Source organism: Sorangium sp. So ce1504, from assembly GCF_051521635.1.
In the GTDB taxonomy this organism is placed as follows: Bacteria; Myxococcota_A; Polyangia; order Polyangiales; family Polyangiaceae; genus Sorangium; species Sorangium cellulosum_B.
In genome coordinates this window covers 13179578-13193746 of the sequence record NZ_CP150365.1, presented here as the reverse complement: position 1 = coordinate 13193746, position 14169 = coordinate 13179578, and the positions used below count along the sequence as shown (strand labels likewise).

At 70.6% G+C, this 14169-nt stretch carries 9 protein-coding genes; 1 reads left to right on the top strand and 8 read right to left on the bottom strand.

Annotated elements, in window-relative coordinates; genetic code table 11:
* Positions 1-9: 9 nt before the first annotated feature.
* The 3 genes from WMF39_RS49805 to WMF39_RS49795 all read right to left on the bottom strand — a co-directional run bounded on the left by WMF39_RS49805 (position 10) and on the right by WMF39_RS49795 (position 3795).
* Positions 10-813 (bottom strand): HAD family hydrolase, encoded by an 804-nt coding sequence (locus tag WMF39_RS49805; RefSeq protein ID WP_437743452.1) that lies wholly within the window; start codon positions 811-813, stop codon positions 10-12.
* Between the two features lie 246 nt (positions 814-1059).
* Entirely contained in the window at positions 1060-2391 is a 1332-nt protein-coding gene (locus tag WMF39_RS49800; protein ID WP_437743451.1) for an aspartate kinase, read from the bottom strand.
* A gap of 138 nt (positions 2392-2529) precedes the next feature.
* The gene (locus tag WMF39_RS49795) at positions 2530-3795 is read right to left on the bottom strand and encodes a YkgJ family cysteine cluster protein (protein WP_437743450.1); all 1266 of its coding nucleotides are present in this window, start codon (positions 3793-3795) and stop codon (positions 2530-2532) included.
* 476 nt (positions 3796-4271) lie between these two features.
* Between WMF39_RS49795 and WMF39_RS49790 the strand changes: the two genes are divergently transcribed.
* Positions 4272-5732 (top strand): hypothetical protein, encoded by a 1461-nt coding sequence (locus tag WMF39_RS49790; protein ID WP_437743449.1) that lies wholly within the window; start codon positions 4272-4274, stop codon positions 5730-5732.
* A gap of 75 nt (positions 5733-5807) precedes the next feature.
* On the opposite strand, the gene WMF39_RS49785 is transcribed toward WMF39_RS49790, so the two are convergent.
* The 5 genes from WMF39_RS49785 to WMF39_RS49765 all read right to left on the bottom strand — a co-directional run bounded on the left by WMF39_RS49785 (position 5808) and on the right by WMF39_RS49765 (position 14155).
* A complete protein-coding gene (locus WMF39_RS49785) occupies positions 5808-7391 on the bottom strand; it encodes an MSCRAMM family protein (protein ID WP_437743448.1) in 1584 nt (527 codons plus the stop codon).
* 251 nt (positions 7392-7642) lie between these two features.
* Positions 7643-8068 (bottom strand): hypothetical protein, encoded by a 426-nt coding sequence (locus WMF39_RS49780; protein ID WP_437743447.1) that lies wholly within the window; start codon positions 8066-8068, stop codon positions 7643-7645.
* 898 nt (positions 8069-8966) lie between these two features.
* Positions 8967-12200: a DVUA0089 family protein gene (locus WMF39_RS49775; RefSeq protein WP_437743446.1), complete on the bottom strand. Its 3234-nt coding sequence runs from the start codon at positions 12198-12200 to the stop codon at positions 8967-8969.
* 438 nt (positions 12201-12638) lie between these two features.
* A complete protein-coding gene (locus tag WMF39_RS49770; protein WP_437548267.1) occupies positions 12639-13280 on the bottom strand; it encodes an NAD(P)-dependent oxidoreductase in 642 nt (213 codons plus the stop codon).
* A 101-nt stretch (positions 13281-13381) separates the two neighbouring features.
* Positions 13382-14155, bottom strand: a complete 774-nt coding sequence (locus WMF39_RS49765; protein WP_437743445.1) for an endonuclease/exonuclease/phosphatase family protein — start codon at positions 14153-14155, stop codon at positions 13382-13384.
* Between the last annotated feature and the right edge of the window lie 14 nt (positions 14156-14169).

The following is a 14169-nucleotide window of genomic DNA, read 5'->3' as shown; positions in this document are numbered from 1 at the left end:
GGCAAGAGCTCAGGTGGCGAGCAGGACGAGCCCGGGGATCGTACCGGCGACCGCGAGCAGCTTGGGGCTCGGGGAGACCGCGACGGGCACCCGGGCCGTCCGGAGCAGGGCGGCGTCGTAGGCGCTGTCGCCGAAGGCCGCGAGCACCGCGAGCTCGGGGAAGATGCGCTCGAGGGCGCGGGTCTTCCCCTCGCCGTAGGTCGCGGGCGCGCCGAGCTCGGGGGCGAGCCGGCCCTCGCGGACGGCCGGGGTCATCGCGGCGATGCGCTCGGCCGGGACGCCGAGGCGCGCGACGGCGCGCACGATCACGGCGCGCGGCGACGCCGAGACGACATAGACCGGGACGCCGCGCGAGCGCGCCCAGTCGAGGATCGGCAGCAGCGCGGGCCGGATCCGCCCGGCGTGGCCCCTCTCCTCGAGCACGCGGTCGACGAGCGCCGCGAGCTCGTCCTCGCGCCACCCCGCGAAGGCCCAGGCCATCATCGCGAAGGCCCTGTCCTCCGGGTAGCGCTCGGCGTTGAACGCCGCGTAGAGCGCGCTCGCGATCTCGTGCGCGCCGCCCTCCGCGGCGACGCCGAACGCCTCGGCCTCGCGGCGCAGCGCCGCCTCCGCCTCGGGCCGCGCGCAGCGCCCCGCGAGGAACGCCTCGAAGAGGTCGACGCCCACGTCCCCTTCCCAGAGGGTGCCGTCCGCGTCGAACGCGAGCGCGGGGCGCGGGGCGTACGTGCCGTGCGCGGCCTCGATCCGCCGCAGGATGTCCGTCGTGCTCTCGCGCGGGATCGTCGCGCTGCCGTCGAGGTGTGCCGCCGTCATGGTCTCCCCGGGGCCGGACGCCTGGTCCGACCGAGGCCTACGCCTACTGCGGCGCCCGCGTCGCGTCACGCCTGTCAACGTCGCGTCACCCGGCAGGAACACCGATCACGTGGAGGATCCGGGAGAAAACAACAGGGAGACGAGGAGGCGAGGAGGAAGAGAAAGAAAAATCTCCCCGTCTCCCCGCCTCCCTGTGAAATCTCCGCTGTCTCTCGGGGTTCAATCGGTTCGGCGCGCCAGGGGGCGTCACCGCGCCTTCTCGAAGAGGGAGTGGTGCAGGACGCCGACCGCGGAAGCGACGTGCGCGTCCTCGATGACCATCGACAGGTTGACGCTGCCCGTGGCGTAGCTGAGCATCTCGACGTTGACGCCGGCCTGGGCCATCGCGTCGAGCACCTGCGCGGCGACGCCCTTCTGCCTGGGCATGCCCTGGCCGACGATCACGAGGGTCGTCCGGTTGGGCAGGACCTCGCAAGCGCCGAACTGCTCGAGCTCGGGGAGCGCGCGGCTGAGCTTCCCGAGGTCGTCGGTGGTCATCGAGATCGAGACCTCGGACGTGGTGATCACGTCGATCACGACCTCGTGCCGGGCCAGCACGGCGAGCACCTGCGCGAGGAAGCCGACCTCGCCGAACATCCGGGTCGAGCTGATCTTGAGCACGACCTGCCGCTCGCGGTAGGCGATGCAGGTCACGGCCGGGGACGCGGCGTCGGTGTCGAAGTCGATGACCGTGCCGGGGTGGTCCGGCCGGTTCGTGTTGAGCACCCGCACCGGGATGCCCCTCTCCATGGCGGGCAGGAGCGTGGAGGGGTGCAGGACGCGGGAGCCGAAGAACGCGAGCTCCGCGGCCTCTTCGAAGCGCATCGTGGGGATGTTCCGGGCCGTCTTCACGACGCTCGGGTCGGCGGTCATCACGCCGTCGGTGTCGCTCCAGATCTGCGCCTCCTCGGCGCCGAGCCCCGCCGCGACCAGCGTGGCCGTGAGATCGCTCCCGTTGCGGCCGACGGTCGTGATCTCGCCGGCCTCGTTGCGGCCGACGAAGCCGGTGACGATCGGCACGATCCCCTCGGGGACGCGCTCGGCGAACATGGCCTTGATCCGGGCGTCGAAGCCGGGCAGCGGGCGCGCGCGGCCGAAGTTCGCGTCCGTGATGAAGCCGAGGTCCCAGACGTCGTAGGCGCGGGCCGGCACGCCGCTCCTCGCGAAGAAGTCCGCGATGCACCGCACGGCCATGCGCTCTCCGAAGCTCGCGATGTAGTCGAGGCTCCTCGGGCTGAGCTCCTTGACGAGGCTGATGCCGCGCAGGAGATCGGCGATCTCCTCGTAGAAGGGCGCGAGGAGGTCGGGCGCGCAGCCGAGCGACTCGGAGACCGCGCGCTGCTTGTTCACCGGGACGGAGGGATCGAACCGCCCCGTGGCGGCGGCCTTGGCGGCGTTGATCAGCGCGTCGGTCATGCCCTTGTGCGCGGAGCTCACCACGACGGGGCGGCGGGCCAGGCGAGCTCTGACGATGTGAAGAACCTTCTCGATCTGCGCGCGGCTCTCGACCGAGCTGCCGCCGAACTTCATGACGATCATGCGCGTGCCTCCATGGGCCAGCTGGCCCGGTGGGCGCGAGAATAGTCGCGGTCGGCGGTGAAGCGAGCCCGGCCTGACGTTGACGCGAGGTGCTAAGAGCCTGTCGCGGTAGCCGACCCAACCAGGCGGGCGATGGGCCTATGCCTCGGTCGCCAGGAGGGCCCGGAAGCTCTCGCGCTTCGTGAGCAGGAGCCAGCGCAGGTTCTTCATGAGCGTGCCTTGCTCCGAGAGGGCCGCGTGGCTCAGGAGGACGAGCTCGGCGACGCTGATGCCCTCCCGCACGTCCTCCAGGGAGACCTTGACCCTGCCATCCGCCGCGGCGCGGCAGCGGGCGAAGCGGGAGATCACGACGGTGGCCAGCGAGAGGTCGAGCACGGACGCCAGGAGGTGCCTCGGCGCCGAGAAGATGTGCCGGCGCTGGAGCACGAGGCGCAGGTAGTCCTTCACGGCGGCCCCCTCGTCGCCGGCGAGGAAGCGATCGACCGTGCTCACCCGCTGGAGCTTGAACGGCCTGGGGACGAACATCATATCGACGGTGCCTCTCCCGAGCATCCAGGCGGCCTTGTTCCCGAAGCTGCGCAGCGCCTGGAGCTCCGTCCACGAGGCCTTCTCGACCCGGTGGGGCTCGCGGACCCGCGACGGATAGCAGAGGTTGCCGAGGAGATAGGCGAACAGCACCCGCGCATAGAAAGAGGGCTTCTTGCGGGGCGCGAGCGGCTCGGGCTCCTCCTTGCCGGCCTGCCCGAGGGCGGCGTCGACCGAGGCGTCCGTCGCGCGCCCTTGGCCCTGGGGGAGAGCGCGCTCGAAGGCCGCCGTCCAGTCGTAGAGCCGCGCCAGCGTCGACGCCGGCGACGCGCCGGTCGCGAGCTGCTCTTCCCAGTGCCTCGCGGCGCGCAGATAAAGCGGCTGGGGGAGGATCACGCCGCTCAGCGTCGCCAGCGCCGTCGACATCCGCTCCGTGTCGCCTCGCTGCTGGAGCTTCGCCTTGAGCTGGCGATCCACGGGCTTGCCGTAGTTGTCGCGGATCGACGGGCACAGCTGGGAGAGCTGCGCGACGACGACATCCTTCTCGTCGCGGACGAACCCGAACGGGAACGCCTGGCACGACTTCGGGATGTACTCGTGGCCGAACCGCTTCTGCATGCTGCAGAGCATGTCGTCGTCGAGGAAGACGCACTGGAGCTGGCGATCCCGCTCCCGCACGGGCAACACGCCGCGCCCGATGACGAGGGCCCCCTCGTCCCCGACGCGCTCCCGCACCCAGGGCTCGGCGAGGTACCGCCTGGCTTCGTCGCCGCTGAAGCGGATGTTCCACGGCATCCGGCAGCACCGAGCTGGGCAGTCGCGGCACTCGAACTTCTGATTCGGGGGGTGGCTCGAGGGAGCGATGAGCTTCGTCGCCATGGGGCGGCGGGACCATACAACGCCACGGAGATCGGCGCTCGATCCGGCGCTCGATCACCGCGTGCCGCGTGTCCATCGCGCCCGGCGTGGCGCAGCGGGCCAGTGGGCTCAGGCGTGGCGACGGCGATCGGCGAGACGACGCGAAACGAGGACCGACAAAAAGATAGCGCCGCCGGGGCCTCAGGGGGGCGAAGGCCACGCCGGCGGCGCTGCCTACCATGAAGCACTGACCGTGCCATCCGGACGACCCCTAGGTAGCACCCCGAATTGCGGCCATGCGTCAGGGACATCCCCTACAGGGTTTCGTTTTTGAAACGTCACGGTCTCAGCATTGAACGATTGTAAGGGTTCTTTTCTTACCACCGTATTTCGTTCCGGACGTAACAATTCCAGTCAATCCATGCTCTTTTTGCTGTTGTCGCAAGTTTTGCTGCGTTCCGTGGTCGAGCGCTGTACCTCTCTTTCAGGAGAACGACATGCGACTTGCTCTTCCCCTGTCAGCGGTCACAGCGATGTCTCTCGCGCTCGCCGCCTGCGGCGACGACGATGAGATCTCTCCGTTGGGAGCGGCGTCCAGCGCAGGCGGCCAGGGCGGCCAGGGCGGCCAGGGCGGTGACGACGGCGAGGGCGTCACGCCGGACGGGAAGGCGGACGGCGCGGCCTGCGCGGTCAACGAGGACTGCCTCGGCGGGCTCTGCTTGACCGAGGAGGAGTTCGGCTGGGCGGGCGGCTACTGCACAAGGCTCTGCGACACGGCGCTCTTGCCCTGCGGTGAGGGCTCCGAGTGCCTGCCGCAGGGCAGCTTCTCGCTCTGTCTCAAGTCCTGTGAAGAGACGTCCGACTGCGGGAGGGCGGGGCATACGTGCGTCGACGTGACCGACGACGGGTGGACGATGTGCTTTGGCGGCTGCGACGACGACGCGCAGTGCAAGAGCGCCTGCGACGAGGACTCCGCGTTCTGCGTCTCGACGGGTGAGATCTGCGACAGCGCCGAGGACGAGGACAAGGACGGCCTGCAGGACTGCGAGGAGCGCGACTGCTCGACGAAGGCAGCGTGCGTCGAGGGCGTCGCCGCGGCGTGCGCGGAGGCCACCGACGTCTCGGAGGGCGGGAGGTTCACCGGCACGACGGAGGCCGGCACCAACCTGTTCGCGGCGCTCTGCCCTGGTATCACCACGTCCGTCACGGGCACGGGCATGCGAGAGCGGGTCTTCCGGTTCGTCGCGCCGGCGAAGGGCGCGGTCCAGATCGCCGCGACGGCGACGGCGCCGGAAGCCGACTTCGACTGGTACATCCGGGAGAGCTGCGACGACGAGGCGACGCTGCTCGGCTGCGTCCCTGCGTTCGGACCGGAAGACGCCCCGCTGGAGCTGCTCACCGAGGCCGGTCAGACCTATTTCATCTTCATCGAGGGCAAGAACGGGATGGACGCGTCGTATACGCTCGACGTGTCCTTCGCGGAGGAGATCTGCGGGGACGGAGCGCGCGTCGGCACGGAGGAGTGCGACGACGGAGACGCCGTGGATGACAACGTGTGCAGCGGCGAGTGCAAGGTGAACCTGGAGCCCCTGTGCGCGGCCACGGCGACGCTCACGGAGGCAACGACGGTGGGCGACACCTCCGAGGGCACGCAGGGCGTCACGGCGTCGTGCGGCGGCGAAGGCGGGGAGCTCGTGTACCGGTATACCCCGGAGGAGAGCGGCGACCTGACGATCACCGCGACGCCGGAGGGCCACTCCGATGTCGTCCTCTACGCGCGCAGCGACTGCGCAGACCAGGGCAGCGAGCTCGCCTGCGTGGATGATCCCTTCGAGTCCGGGTGGCCCGAGTCGATCACGGTGACGGGGACAGCAGGCCAGCCGATCGACATCTTCGTCGACAGCTACAACGCCGCCTCCTCGGGGCCGTTCACGCTGACCATCACCCCGGCGGAGTGACCTGAAAACGCGGACCGGCCGTCCAGGAGGCTCCGCCTCCGGACAGCCGGGAGATCGCCGCTGGCGCTGCGCTCGCTACCGCAGCGGGAGATCGGCCTCCTTGCCCTTCATGCTGGGCAGGTCGATCACCTGGAGATCCGCCGTCATGACCTCGCCCGGCTTCACTTGCACGCCGGTCCCGATGCTCGTCGACTCGACGTTGATGATGTAGCCGCCGGTCGGGAGCCCGGACGCGCGGAACGAGCCGTCCTCCGCGGTGACGGGGTAGAACATGCCGATCGCGCCGTCGTCCCCGATCTGGGTGGCCATCATGAGGCGAGCCCCCGGGAGCGGCTTGCCGGCCACGGTGACGCGGCCGCGGATCTCCCCGGTGCCCCGGGGCGCAAAGGCGATGTCATGCTGCGTGTTCTTCCCCTCCTCGATGCCGACCGCCGCGAGCATCACCTCCTCGCCTCGCCGCATCATGACGCGGAGCTCGCCGGGCGGGACCTGGTCGAAATTGAAGCTGCCATCTTCGTCGCTCACCGTGTTCACGAAGCCGATCGGGCGGTGCATGAGCGTGAGCCGGGCGCCGGCGACGGGCTTGCCCTCGGCGTCTCGCGCCACCCCGGAGAGGCTGCCGCCGGGCGACATCACGAGCTTCACCGGCTTCAGGCCGTCGCAGCCCGCGACCTCGATCTCGGTCGAGCTCACGGCGTTGCTGCCGTCATAGCCGCGGACGACGATCGTGCCCTTCGGCACGTGCGGCAGGCTGAAGGAGCCGTCGTCCTCGGTCTGCGCCTGCGCGGCGGCCTCCATGGACAGGCTGCTCAGCTCGCCCACGGCGAAGAGCGACTCGGCGTCCACGTACACCCCGGGCAGCGGAGCGCCGGACGAGTCCACCGCCTGCCCGCTCAAGGTACATCCCTTCGAGAGGGTCAGATCCATCTTCTCGACGTCTCCGGCGCGCACGTTGACGTTCGTGGAGAACGCGGGCGCGAACTCCGCCGCCGTCGCCCTGACGACGACGTCCCACGAGGGCAGCTGATCGACGCGGAACGAGCCGTCCGGGCTCTCGAACGTGCGAGAGAACAGGGGCGGCGTCGCCGGCGTCTCCGCCGTCACGGCCGAGAGGATGTCGATCGAGAAGCGGCGCACGGGCTCGCCCCGCTCGTCCAGCACGCGCCCCTCGATGACGCCGCTCTTCGGCAGCACGAGGCTCACCGCCTCGCCGGGGCGCGCCGTGGTCGACGTGGTCCCGTACCCATCGACGCTCGCGCTCAGCTGATAGGTGCCGTCCGGGAGCGTGAGCTCGAACCGCCCTCCATCGTCGCTCTTCACGGAGCCCGCGGTCGAGAGCACGTTGCCGGCGACCTCGAAGGTCATGGCGACGACGGTCGCTCCGGCGAGGGTGTTCCCGTCCGTGCCATAGACGAGGCCGCTGATCGTGGGCCGCGCCTCCTCCTTCGCCGCCGGCGCCGGGCCGCGCACGAGCGCCCTGTTGCGGTAGCGGACGTGCTTCTCGGCCCCGGCGGCCGGGCCACTCGCCCCGGCGGTCTGCTCGTCCCCGGAGCGGAAGGCGAGGAAGAGGGCGACGCCGGCGAGGGCGGCCAGGAGCAATCCGGCGGCGATCCACAAGGGCCGGCGCGAGGGGTTCCGTTGCGACGAACTCGGTTGCATCATTGTTCCTCCAGACAAGTTGACCTGGCTAGAGCCCTGCGGCCGGGAGCTCGGCAGAGGCGGAGAAGAGAAAGGGGCCGCCGGCGTTCCGCCGGCGCCCCCTCCCCAATCCGCACGACGCGATCGACGAGCGCCTCCCCGACCTGCCCGGGGCCGTTACTATGGGCTTTCTGCAGGGAGGCTCTCGCCGATCGGTCGGACGCCGGGCGCCGTCTCAGAGCCCAGTGAAGACCGGTCTCAAAGGCACGCCGTCAGTAGCAGTGCGGGGCGTACGTGACCGGCACGGGCATCGACAGCGCGGAATAGAACTGAATCGTGGCCTTGATCGTGCCGGTGAAGTCGTCCTCCATCCCCACGAAGTTGCAGATAGGCGCCTTCTGGAGCCGTGAGGTGATGCCGGTGCTGGGCGGGAACGCCACGGTGCTGGGCGGGATCGGCACAGAGGGCAGGAGCGAGATGCTCCCGTCCGTGAAATAGAAGGAGTTCCAGTCGCAGTCGTTGCTCCCGATCGTCGTCTGCTGGCGAAGGAAGATGTTGGCGGCAACGGCGGCGCCCGGGGCCGCCACGACGCCCCACTTGCACACGTAGCCGCACTCATCGTTGAACGGGGTGCCCGCCTGCTCGGCCAGCTGGCAGACGGTCGTACCGACCGGCACCTTCCTCAGGCCGGTCTTCATCGACACGTTATAGATACAGTCGTTCCGGATGGCCAAGGCGCTGCCCGAGATCGACGTGACGGTTGCGAAAGCGAGCACCCAACGAGCGAAATTCTTCATGAGAAATACCTCCGAGGAATCGAATCTGTGGTGAAGTTTGATGCAGATACCTATCCAGATCGTCACCCAAGGGATGCAATCCCCCGGGGCCAGCGCCAGGAGAGCGGTGCCCCGACGGGAGCGACGCACGTCGTCGTCGTCCCGTCACGGTCACGCTCCCGGAGGAACCCGCCCCGAGGTCATGACGCGAACAACAGGAGACTATTCTCCCCGCGGTCTCACGCAAGCACTTTTGACTGGCATCTTTCCGGTCAAAAACAGGACGGAGTTAGAACCAGGGAGAATACCGGCACTCCTCGACAATAAACTCATGTCCTCTGCCTCGAACGCACCCCGCGGGCTCCTACATCCAGCCGAAGTATCACGCACCCACGCGATAGAGGCGATGTACGCCGGCGCCGCGAGGCGCGGCCGAGGGCGGGAATCGCCGGGCGACGCCAGGGCGGGCGCGCGCCGGGGGCGCGGGCGAGGCAAAAGGCAGCTCCGTGCCGCCCCCGGCGCTCGATCTACCTACCTACCTACCTACCTACCGAAGACGCCTCGCGAAGGCGCTTGTGGGTATGGCCCCCCCATGCGGCTCCGATGAGGACCGCGGAGCCACACCGCGCGGCGGCGCGCGGAGCGCGGCAGTCTCGCGATGATGGGATATCGAGACATCGAGTCGCCGAGCGGCGGCGGGTGCGTCCCGGCCTCCCGGCGGCGCCCGGCGCGCGGCATCGGACGCGCGGCGGCGGACGCGCGCCGTCCCGGCCGGACGGGGCCACCGGTGATCCAGGACGTCCGGCGGCGTCCGCGCTCGTCAGCGGAGCGTGACGGCCAGCCGGTACTCGAAGAGGGCCGCGGTGCCCGAGGCGCCAGACGCGGCGCGGACGCGGAGGAAGTACCGCCCCGCCGGTAGCGCGTGAGCCCCGGCGTGGCGCGGGGCGTCCCCGGCGCCGTCGAGGAGCGAGCAGTTGCCCCGGCCGCCGTCGTCATCGTCCGCGATGAGCGAGCCCGCGGCGTCGAGCAGCGACAGCCGGCTGTCGATCTCGAGCGACTCGCACGCCTCCTCGCCGCCCTCGATGATCTCCGCGCGGATCGACCGACCCTCCGGGACATCCACGGCGTAAAAGTCGAAATCGTCGGTCGTCCGCGCGCCGGCGATGAACCCGTCGGATCCGACGGATTTGCTCGCGGTGGCGATGGTGCCATTCGGCTCTTCCTCGGCGCCCGCCGGCGCGAGGATCTTGGCCTGGAGGAGGTAGAGCGGAAATTCCGCGCCGCCCTCGCGCGCCGCGACCTCGACGTCGTGGTCGCCGGAAGGCAACGCCACGACGAGCGCCGAGCATCCGCCGATGCCGCCCGCGTACGCTGCGTCGGAGAGCCCCTCGTCCGTCGCGACCGTCCCGCCCGCCGCGTCGAGCACGCGGAGCGTCGTGAGGAGGCCTCCCTCGCAGCCCGCCGCGGTGCCGTCGAAGACCTCGAGGCGCACGACCGAGGCGACAGGCAAGCTCAGGCGGAACACGTCCCTGTCGCCGCCCGCTGCGAGGCTCGCCGCGAGGAGCGCGTCGCCCGAGATCACGAGATCGCTCGCCCCGGCCTGCGCGGGGGTGTCGTTCGGCTCGATCTCGGCGGTCACCGCCTCGAGCTGGCAGGCGGGGCTGCACCCGTCGCCGCCCGCGGCATTGCCGTCGTCGCACCCCTCCGGCGCGTCGAGCAGGCCGTCGCCGCAGACCGGGAGCCTCTCGCAGCGGGCGCTGCACCCCGCGCCGCCGTCGCACTCCTCCGCGCCCTCCCTCACGCCGTCGCCGCACGAGGCGTCGAGCGAGATCCGCAGCGTGTAGCGGGCCCCCGGCTGCTCCGGGAAGCCGCTGACCCGGACATGGTATGTCCCGGGATCCAGGCGGCGCGCCGCGGCCCCGCCGGGGCTCCTCGAGTCGATGAGCGAGCAGGCGCCGATCCCGCCGTCGTCGTCGGAGGCGAGCACGGTCGCCCCCTCCGGGGAGAGGAGGGAGAGGACCGTATCGACGCCCTCGGCGCACCGCGCTGGGCCGCTCGAGTCGAAGGTCTCGAGCCGGAGATCGGATACGGTCGTGACCTGCAGGGCGAACAGGTCGACATCGCTGTCCGGCTCGATCGCGCCGGACACGAGCGCTCCCGGCGCAACAGCGCCGTTCGCCTCGGCCTCGGCAGGGGTCGAGTTGGGCTCGATCTCGGCGATCGCCCCCTCGATCCGACATGCGGCGTCGCAGCCATCCCCGCCTCCGGTGTTGCCGTCATCGCAGACCTCGGGTTCGTCGATGAAGCCGTCGCCGCACACCGGGACGCGCTGGCACGTCGCCCCGCACGCGGCGCCGCCGTCGCACTCCTCCAGGCCCTCGACCACGCCGTCGCCGCAGACGGCCGTTGTCCGCGCGCGCACGGTGTATCCAGCGATGGAGTCTCCTCCATCGTCCTGGACGCGCACGTAGTAGACGCCCGGCGCGGTGACGGCGGCGCGGATACGGGAGCACCTGGCTTCGCCGCCGTCGTTGTCCTCGGCGATCACGGCGCCGTCGGGCCCGAGGAGCTGCACCGCTGTGTCGATGCCGCGGCACGACGTCGGGCCGGTCGCGTCGAAGGTCTCCACCTCCAGCTCGGCCAGGCCGGGGACGTCGACGGCGAAGAAGTCGACCTCTCCCGGCGGAGAGATCGACGCGGTGAACAGCGCCCCCGCCGCGGTCGCCCGACCCGCGGTGGCCTGGCCTCGCGCGTCGTTCGGCTCGATCTCCGGGAGGGTCCCCTCGAGCTGGCACGCGGCGCTGCAGCCATCTCCGCCCTCGGTCCCGCCGTCGTCGCACGCCTCGCCGCCGTCGATGGCTCCGTCGCCGCACACCGGGATCCGCGCGCACTCCGAGGAACACCGCTCCCCGCCGTCGCACGCCTCGCCTTCCTCGATCACCCCGTTGCCGCAGAGCGAGGTGAAGGCGACGAGGAGGTCATACCCGGGGATGGAGGCATCGTTGTTGAACTCCTCGACGGTCACATAATACGTGCCCGGCTGGAGCCGTGTCGCCCTGTCGTCGACGCTCGAGTCGATGAGCGAACAAGCCTCGGGGCCGCTGTCGTCGTCGCTCGCCAGCGCCGTCGCGCCGTCCACGTCGAGCAGCTGGAGGAAGGTGTCGACTCCCTCGACGCACTCGTTCAGCCGCCCGGGGCTGAACGTCGCGAGCTGGACGTCCGCGAGGCCCGGCACCTCGAAGGCGAAGACGTCGATATCGCCGAGGGGCTCGATCGCCGCCGAGACGAGCACGTTCGGCCGGAGCACGGCGCGCCCCTCCGCCTCCGCCGCGGTGTCGTTCGGCTCGACCTCGGGAGAGCGGAGCTCCAGCTCGCACGCCGCGCTGCAACCGTCACCGCCGGTCGTATCGCCGTCGTCGCAGAGCTCCGGATCCTCCAGCACGCCGTCGCCGCACACCGAGGTATCCAGCGTGAGGGAGAGCGTGTAGTCGAACGTCGCGGGCTCCACTTCAGGGGAGATCTGCACGCGCACGAAATACTCGCCAGGGCTCAGCTTGCGCAGCGCCAGGAAAGAACAATAATCGTCGTCGGCGACATCGTCGTTGTCCTCGATGCTCGCCAGGCTCGCGTCGAAGATCGTCACATGGGTATCGACGCCGAGCGAGCTGCACGTCGTGCCCAGCGGGCCGTCGAGCGTCTCTGCCTTGATGCGCCCTACCGACCCCTCGGGGACGGTCACCGAGAACACGTCCACGTCGGATTCGGGGTCGATGAACGCGCGGATCCGACCGCCGGGCGCGATGGCGAAGGCGTCGTTGGCCGAGGCGAATCCGTCGTTCGGCTCGACCTCACAGCCGGACTCGATCTGACACACGCGCGAGCAGCAATCGCCGTCCTTGTCGCCGCCGTCATCGCAGGTCTCCGCGCCGCCCAGCGCGCCGTCGCCGCACCCGCTCGTACACACGCTCGGCGCCCCGGCGCACGCGAACCCAGGCTCGATCGCGCAACCCGGATCGCACCCGTCGCCGGCCGTCCGATTCCCATCGTCGCACACCTCGGCAGGAGCGCTAACCGCCCCATCGCCGCACACCGGGCCGGCCGCGCCGCCCTGCCCACCGCTGCCGCCTTCTCCGCCGCTACCGCTCTCTACGCCGCTGCCGCCTTCTCCGCCGTTACCGCTCTCTACACCGCTGCCGCCTTCTCCGCCGTTGCCTCCGGCTGCGGGTGCGTCGATCTTGCTGCGGTCCGCTGAGACGAGCAGCTCGCACCCGCTCAGTGAAATCAGCGCCAGACCGAGGAACCATGGGAGAGCGGTCCTGGGGGAGAAAATCATGGTTTATGAGGCCTCTGCTCGGCAGCACCGCGAGGATCACGGCGATCGCGGCATTCGTGGCGATCACCGCAGGCGCGCCGCAGGCTGGCCACGACGGCGGGGGCGGCAGCAGACCGATGCTCCGCGGCTGCGTCAAGAGATGACGACCGCGCCGCGCCCTCAGTACGTCACGACGATCGCCTTGCGGAGGTACTCTTCGCTCTCCAGCTGGGAGAGCATGAAATACGCCAGATCCTCGCGCGAGATCGTGGGGCCGCCAAAGAGGTAGCCCTCCGGCGGCGAGGGGTCGACTTCGGCGCGGCACTCCTTGGTGAGCCGCCCGTCGGTGAGCTTGGGGACGCGCACGACGGTCCAGGCCACATCGCTCCGGCGGAGGGCCTCTTCCATGCGCAGCATGTCGGAATACCTGTTGCGGAGCATCGGCTTGACCAGGAGCCGGAACCAGAGCGCAGGCTGCTGCTCCTCGCCGATGCCCGCGGCGGTGACGGCGATCAGGCGGCGGACGCCATGCTCCTTCATCGCGCGCAGGACGTGGACGATGCCGTCCGAGTAGACGCGCGTCGGACCCAGGCCGCGCGATCCCAGGGCCGAGAGGACGGCGTCGTGGCCGGACACGGCGCGCGACACCTGCTCGGCATCCATGATGTCGCCGCGGAGCGCGCGCAGCCGCTCATGGTGCGGGACAGGGATGGTGGCGGGCGTGCGCGCGAACGCCGAGACCTCGTGTCCAGCCTCCAGCGCCTGACGGATCAACGCGGCGCCCGTGCCGCCGGTCGCCCCCAAGATCAGCAGCCTGCTCATGTGCCGCCAGCCTACCCGGTCCGCCGCAGCGGGTACAATTTGCGCGCGAATGCCTCATCCATCGAGATCTGCTGGAGATCCGGGCGAGCGGGGCCCGCCCTTCAGGCGCCGAGCCGCAGCCACGCGGCCACGCCGTGGTGATCCGAGCCGGAGAACGGCGCCCGCTCGCAGCGCGTGATCGCCCACCCCTCGCCCGGTTGAACGAAGACATAATCGATGCGGCGCAGCGGCAGGCCCGCGGGCCAGGTGCCGCCCGCTTTGCCGGGGTGCGCCTGCGTCCAGGCGTCGAGCCAGGAGCCGTTTCCGGCGCTCGCCTGGAGATAACAGACCGCCTCTTCGCTGGGGAGCGCGTTGAAGTCGCCCATCAGCACGGCGCCGTGGCTCCCCGACTTCTGACGCTCGCGCGCGGCGAAGCTCACGAGCTCACGCACGGTGCGCGCCCGCGCGCGCTTCGACAGCGAGAGGTGCGTGACGAGCACGTCGACCACCGCGCCGGCGTGCCGGATCGCGGCGCGCAGGACGACGCGCTGGCTGTCGCGCTCGAACGGGTCGTCGCGATCGAGCGTGAGCGCCTCCACGGAGTGATCGAGCACCTCGATGTCCTCCCGGCAGAGCAGCGCGACCCCCTCGCACTCGCCGCTCGCGGCGACCCTGCCCGGCGCGAACCAGGCCCGGTATCCGCCGGCGAGCCGCGAGAGCTCCCCGGCCTGGCCGAGGTCGCCGCTCGCCGCCGGCGCGTGCACCTCCTGGAGCCCGAGGAGGCAAGGGCGCAGATCGCCGATGAGCCTGGCAAGCATCGTCCGGCGCCGCTCCCAGAGGGCGACTCCCCCCCAGATGTTCTGCGTCAGGACGACGAGATCGCGATCGTGGCTCAAATGCCTCCTCCTCG

Excerpts from the sequence above, each read along its gene's own strand:
- WMF39_RS49805 (WP_437743452.1), bottom strand. The coding sequence starts at position 813 with ATGACGGCGGCACACCTCGACGGCAGCGCGACGATCCCGCGCGAGAGC.
- WMF39_RS49800 (WP_437743451.1), bottom strand. The coding sequence starts at position 2,391 with ATGATCGTCATGAAGTTCGGCGGCAGCTCGGTCGAGAGCCGCGCGCAG.
- WMF39_RS49795 (WP_437743450.1), bottom strand. The coding sequence starts at position 3,795 with ATGGCGACGAAGCTCATCGCTCCCTCGAGCCACCCCCCGAATCAGAAG.
- WMF39_RS49790 (WP_437743449.1), top strand. The coding sequence starts at position 4,272 with ATGCGACTTGCTCTTCCCCTGTCAGCGGTCACAGCGATGTCTCTCGCG.
- WMF39_RS49785 (WP_437743448.1), bottom strand. The coding sequence starts at position 7,391 with ATGCAACCGAGTTCGTCGCAACGGAACCCCTCGCGCCGGCCCTTGTGG.
- WMF39_RS49780 (WP_437743447.1), bottom strand. The coding sequence starts at position 8,068 with ATGAAGACCGGCCTGAGGAAGGTGCCGGTCGGTACGACCGTCTGCCAG.
- WMF39_RS49770 (WP_437548267.1), bottom strand. The coding sequence starts at position 13,280 with ATGAGCAGGCTGCTGATCTTGGGGGCGACCGGCGGCACGGGCGCCGCG.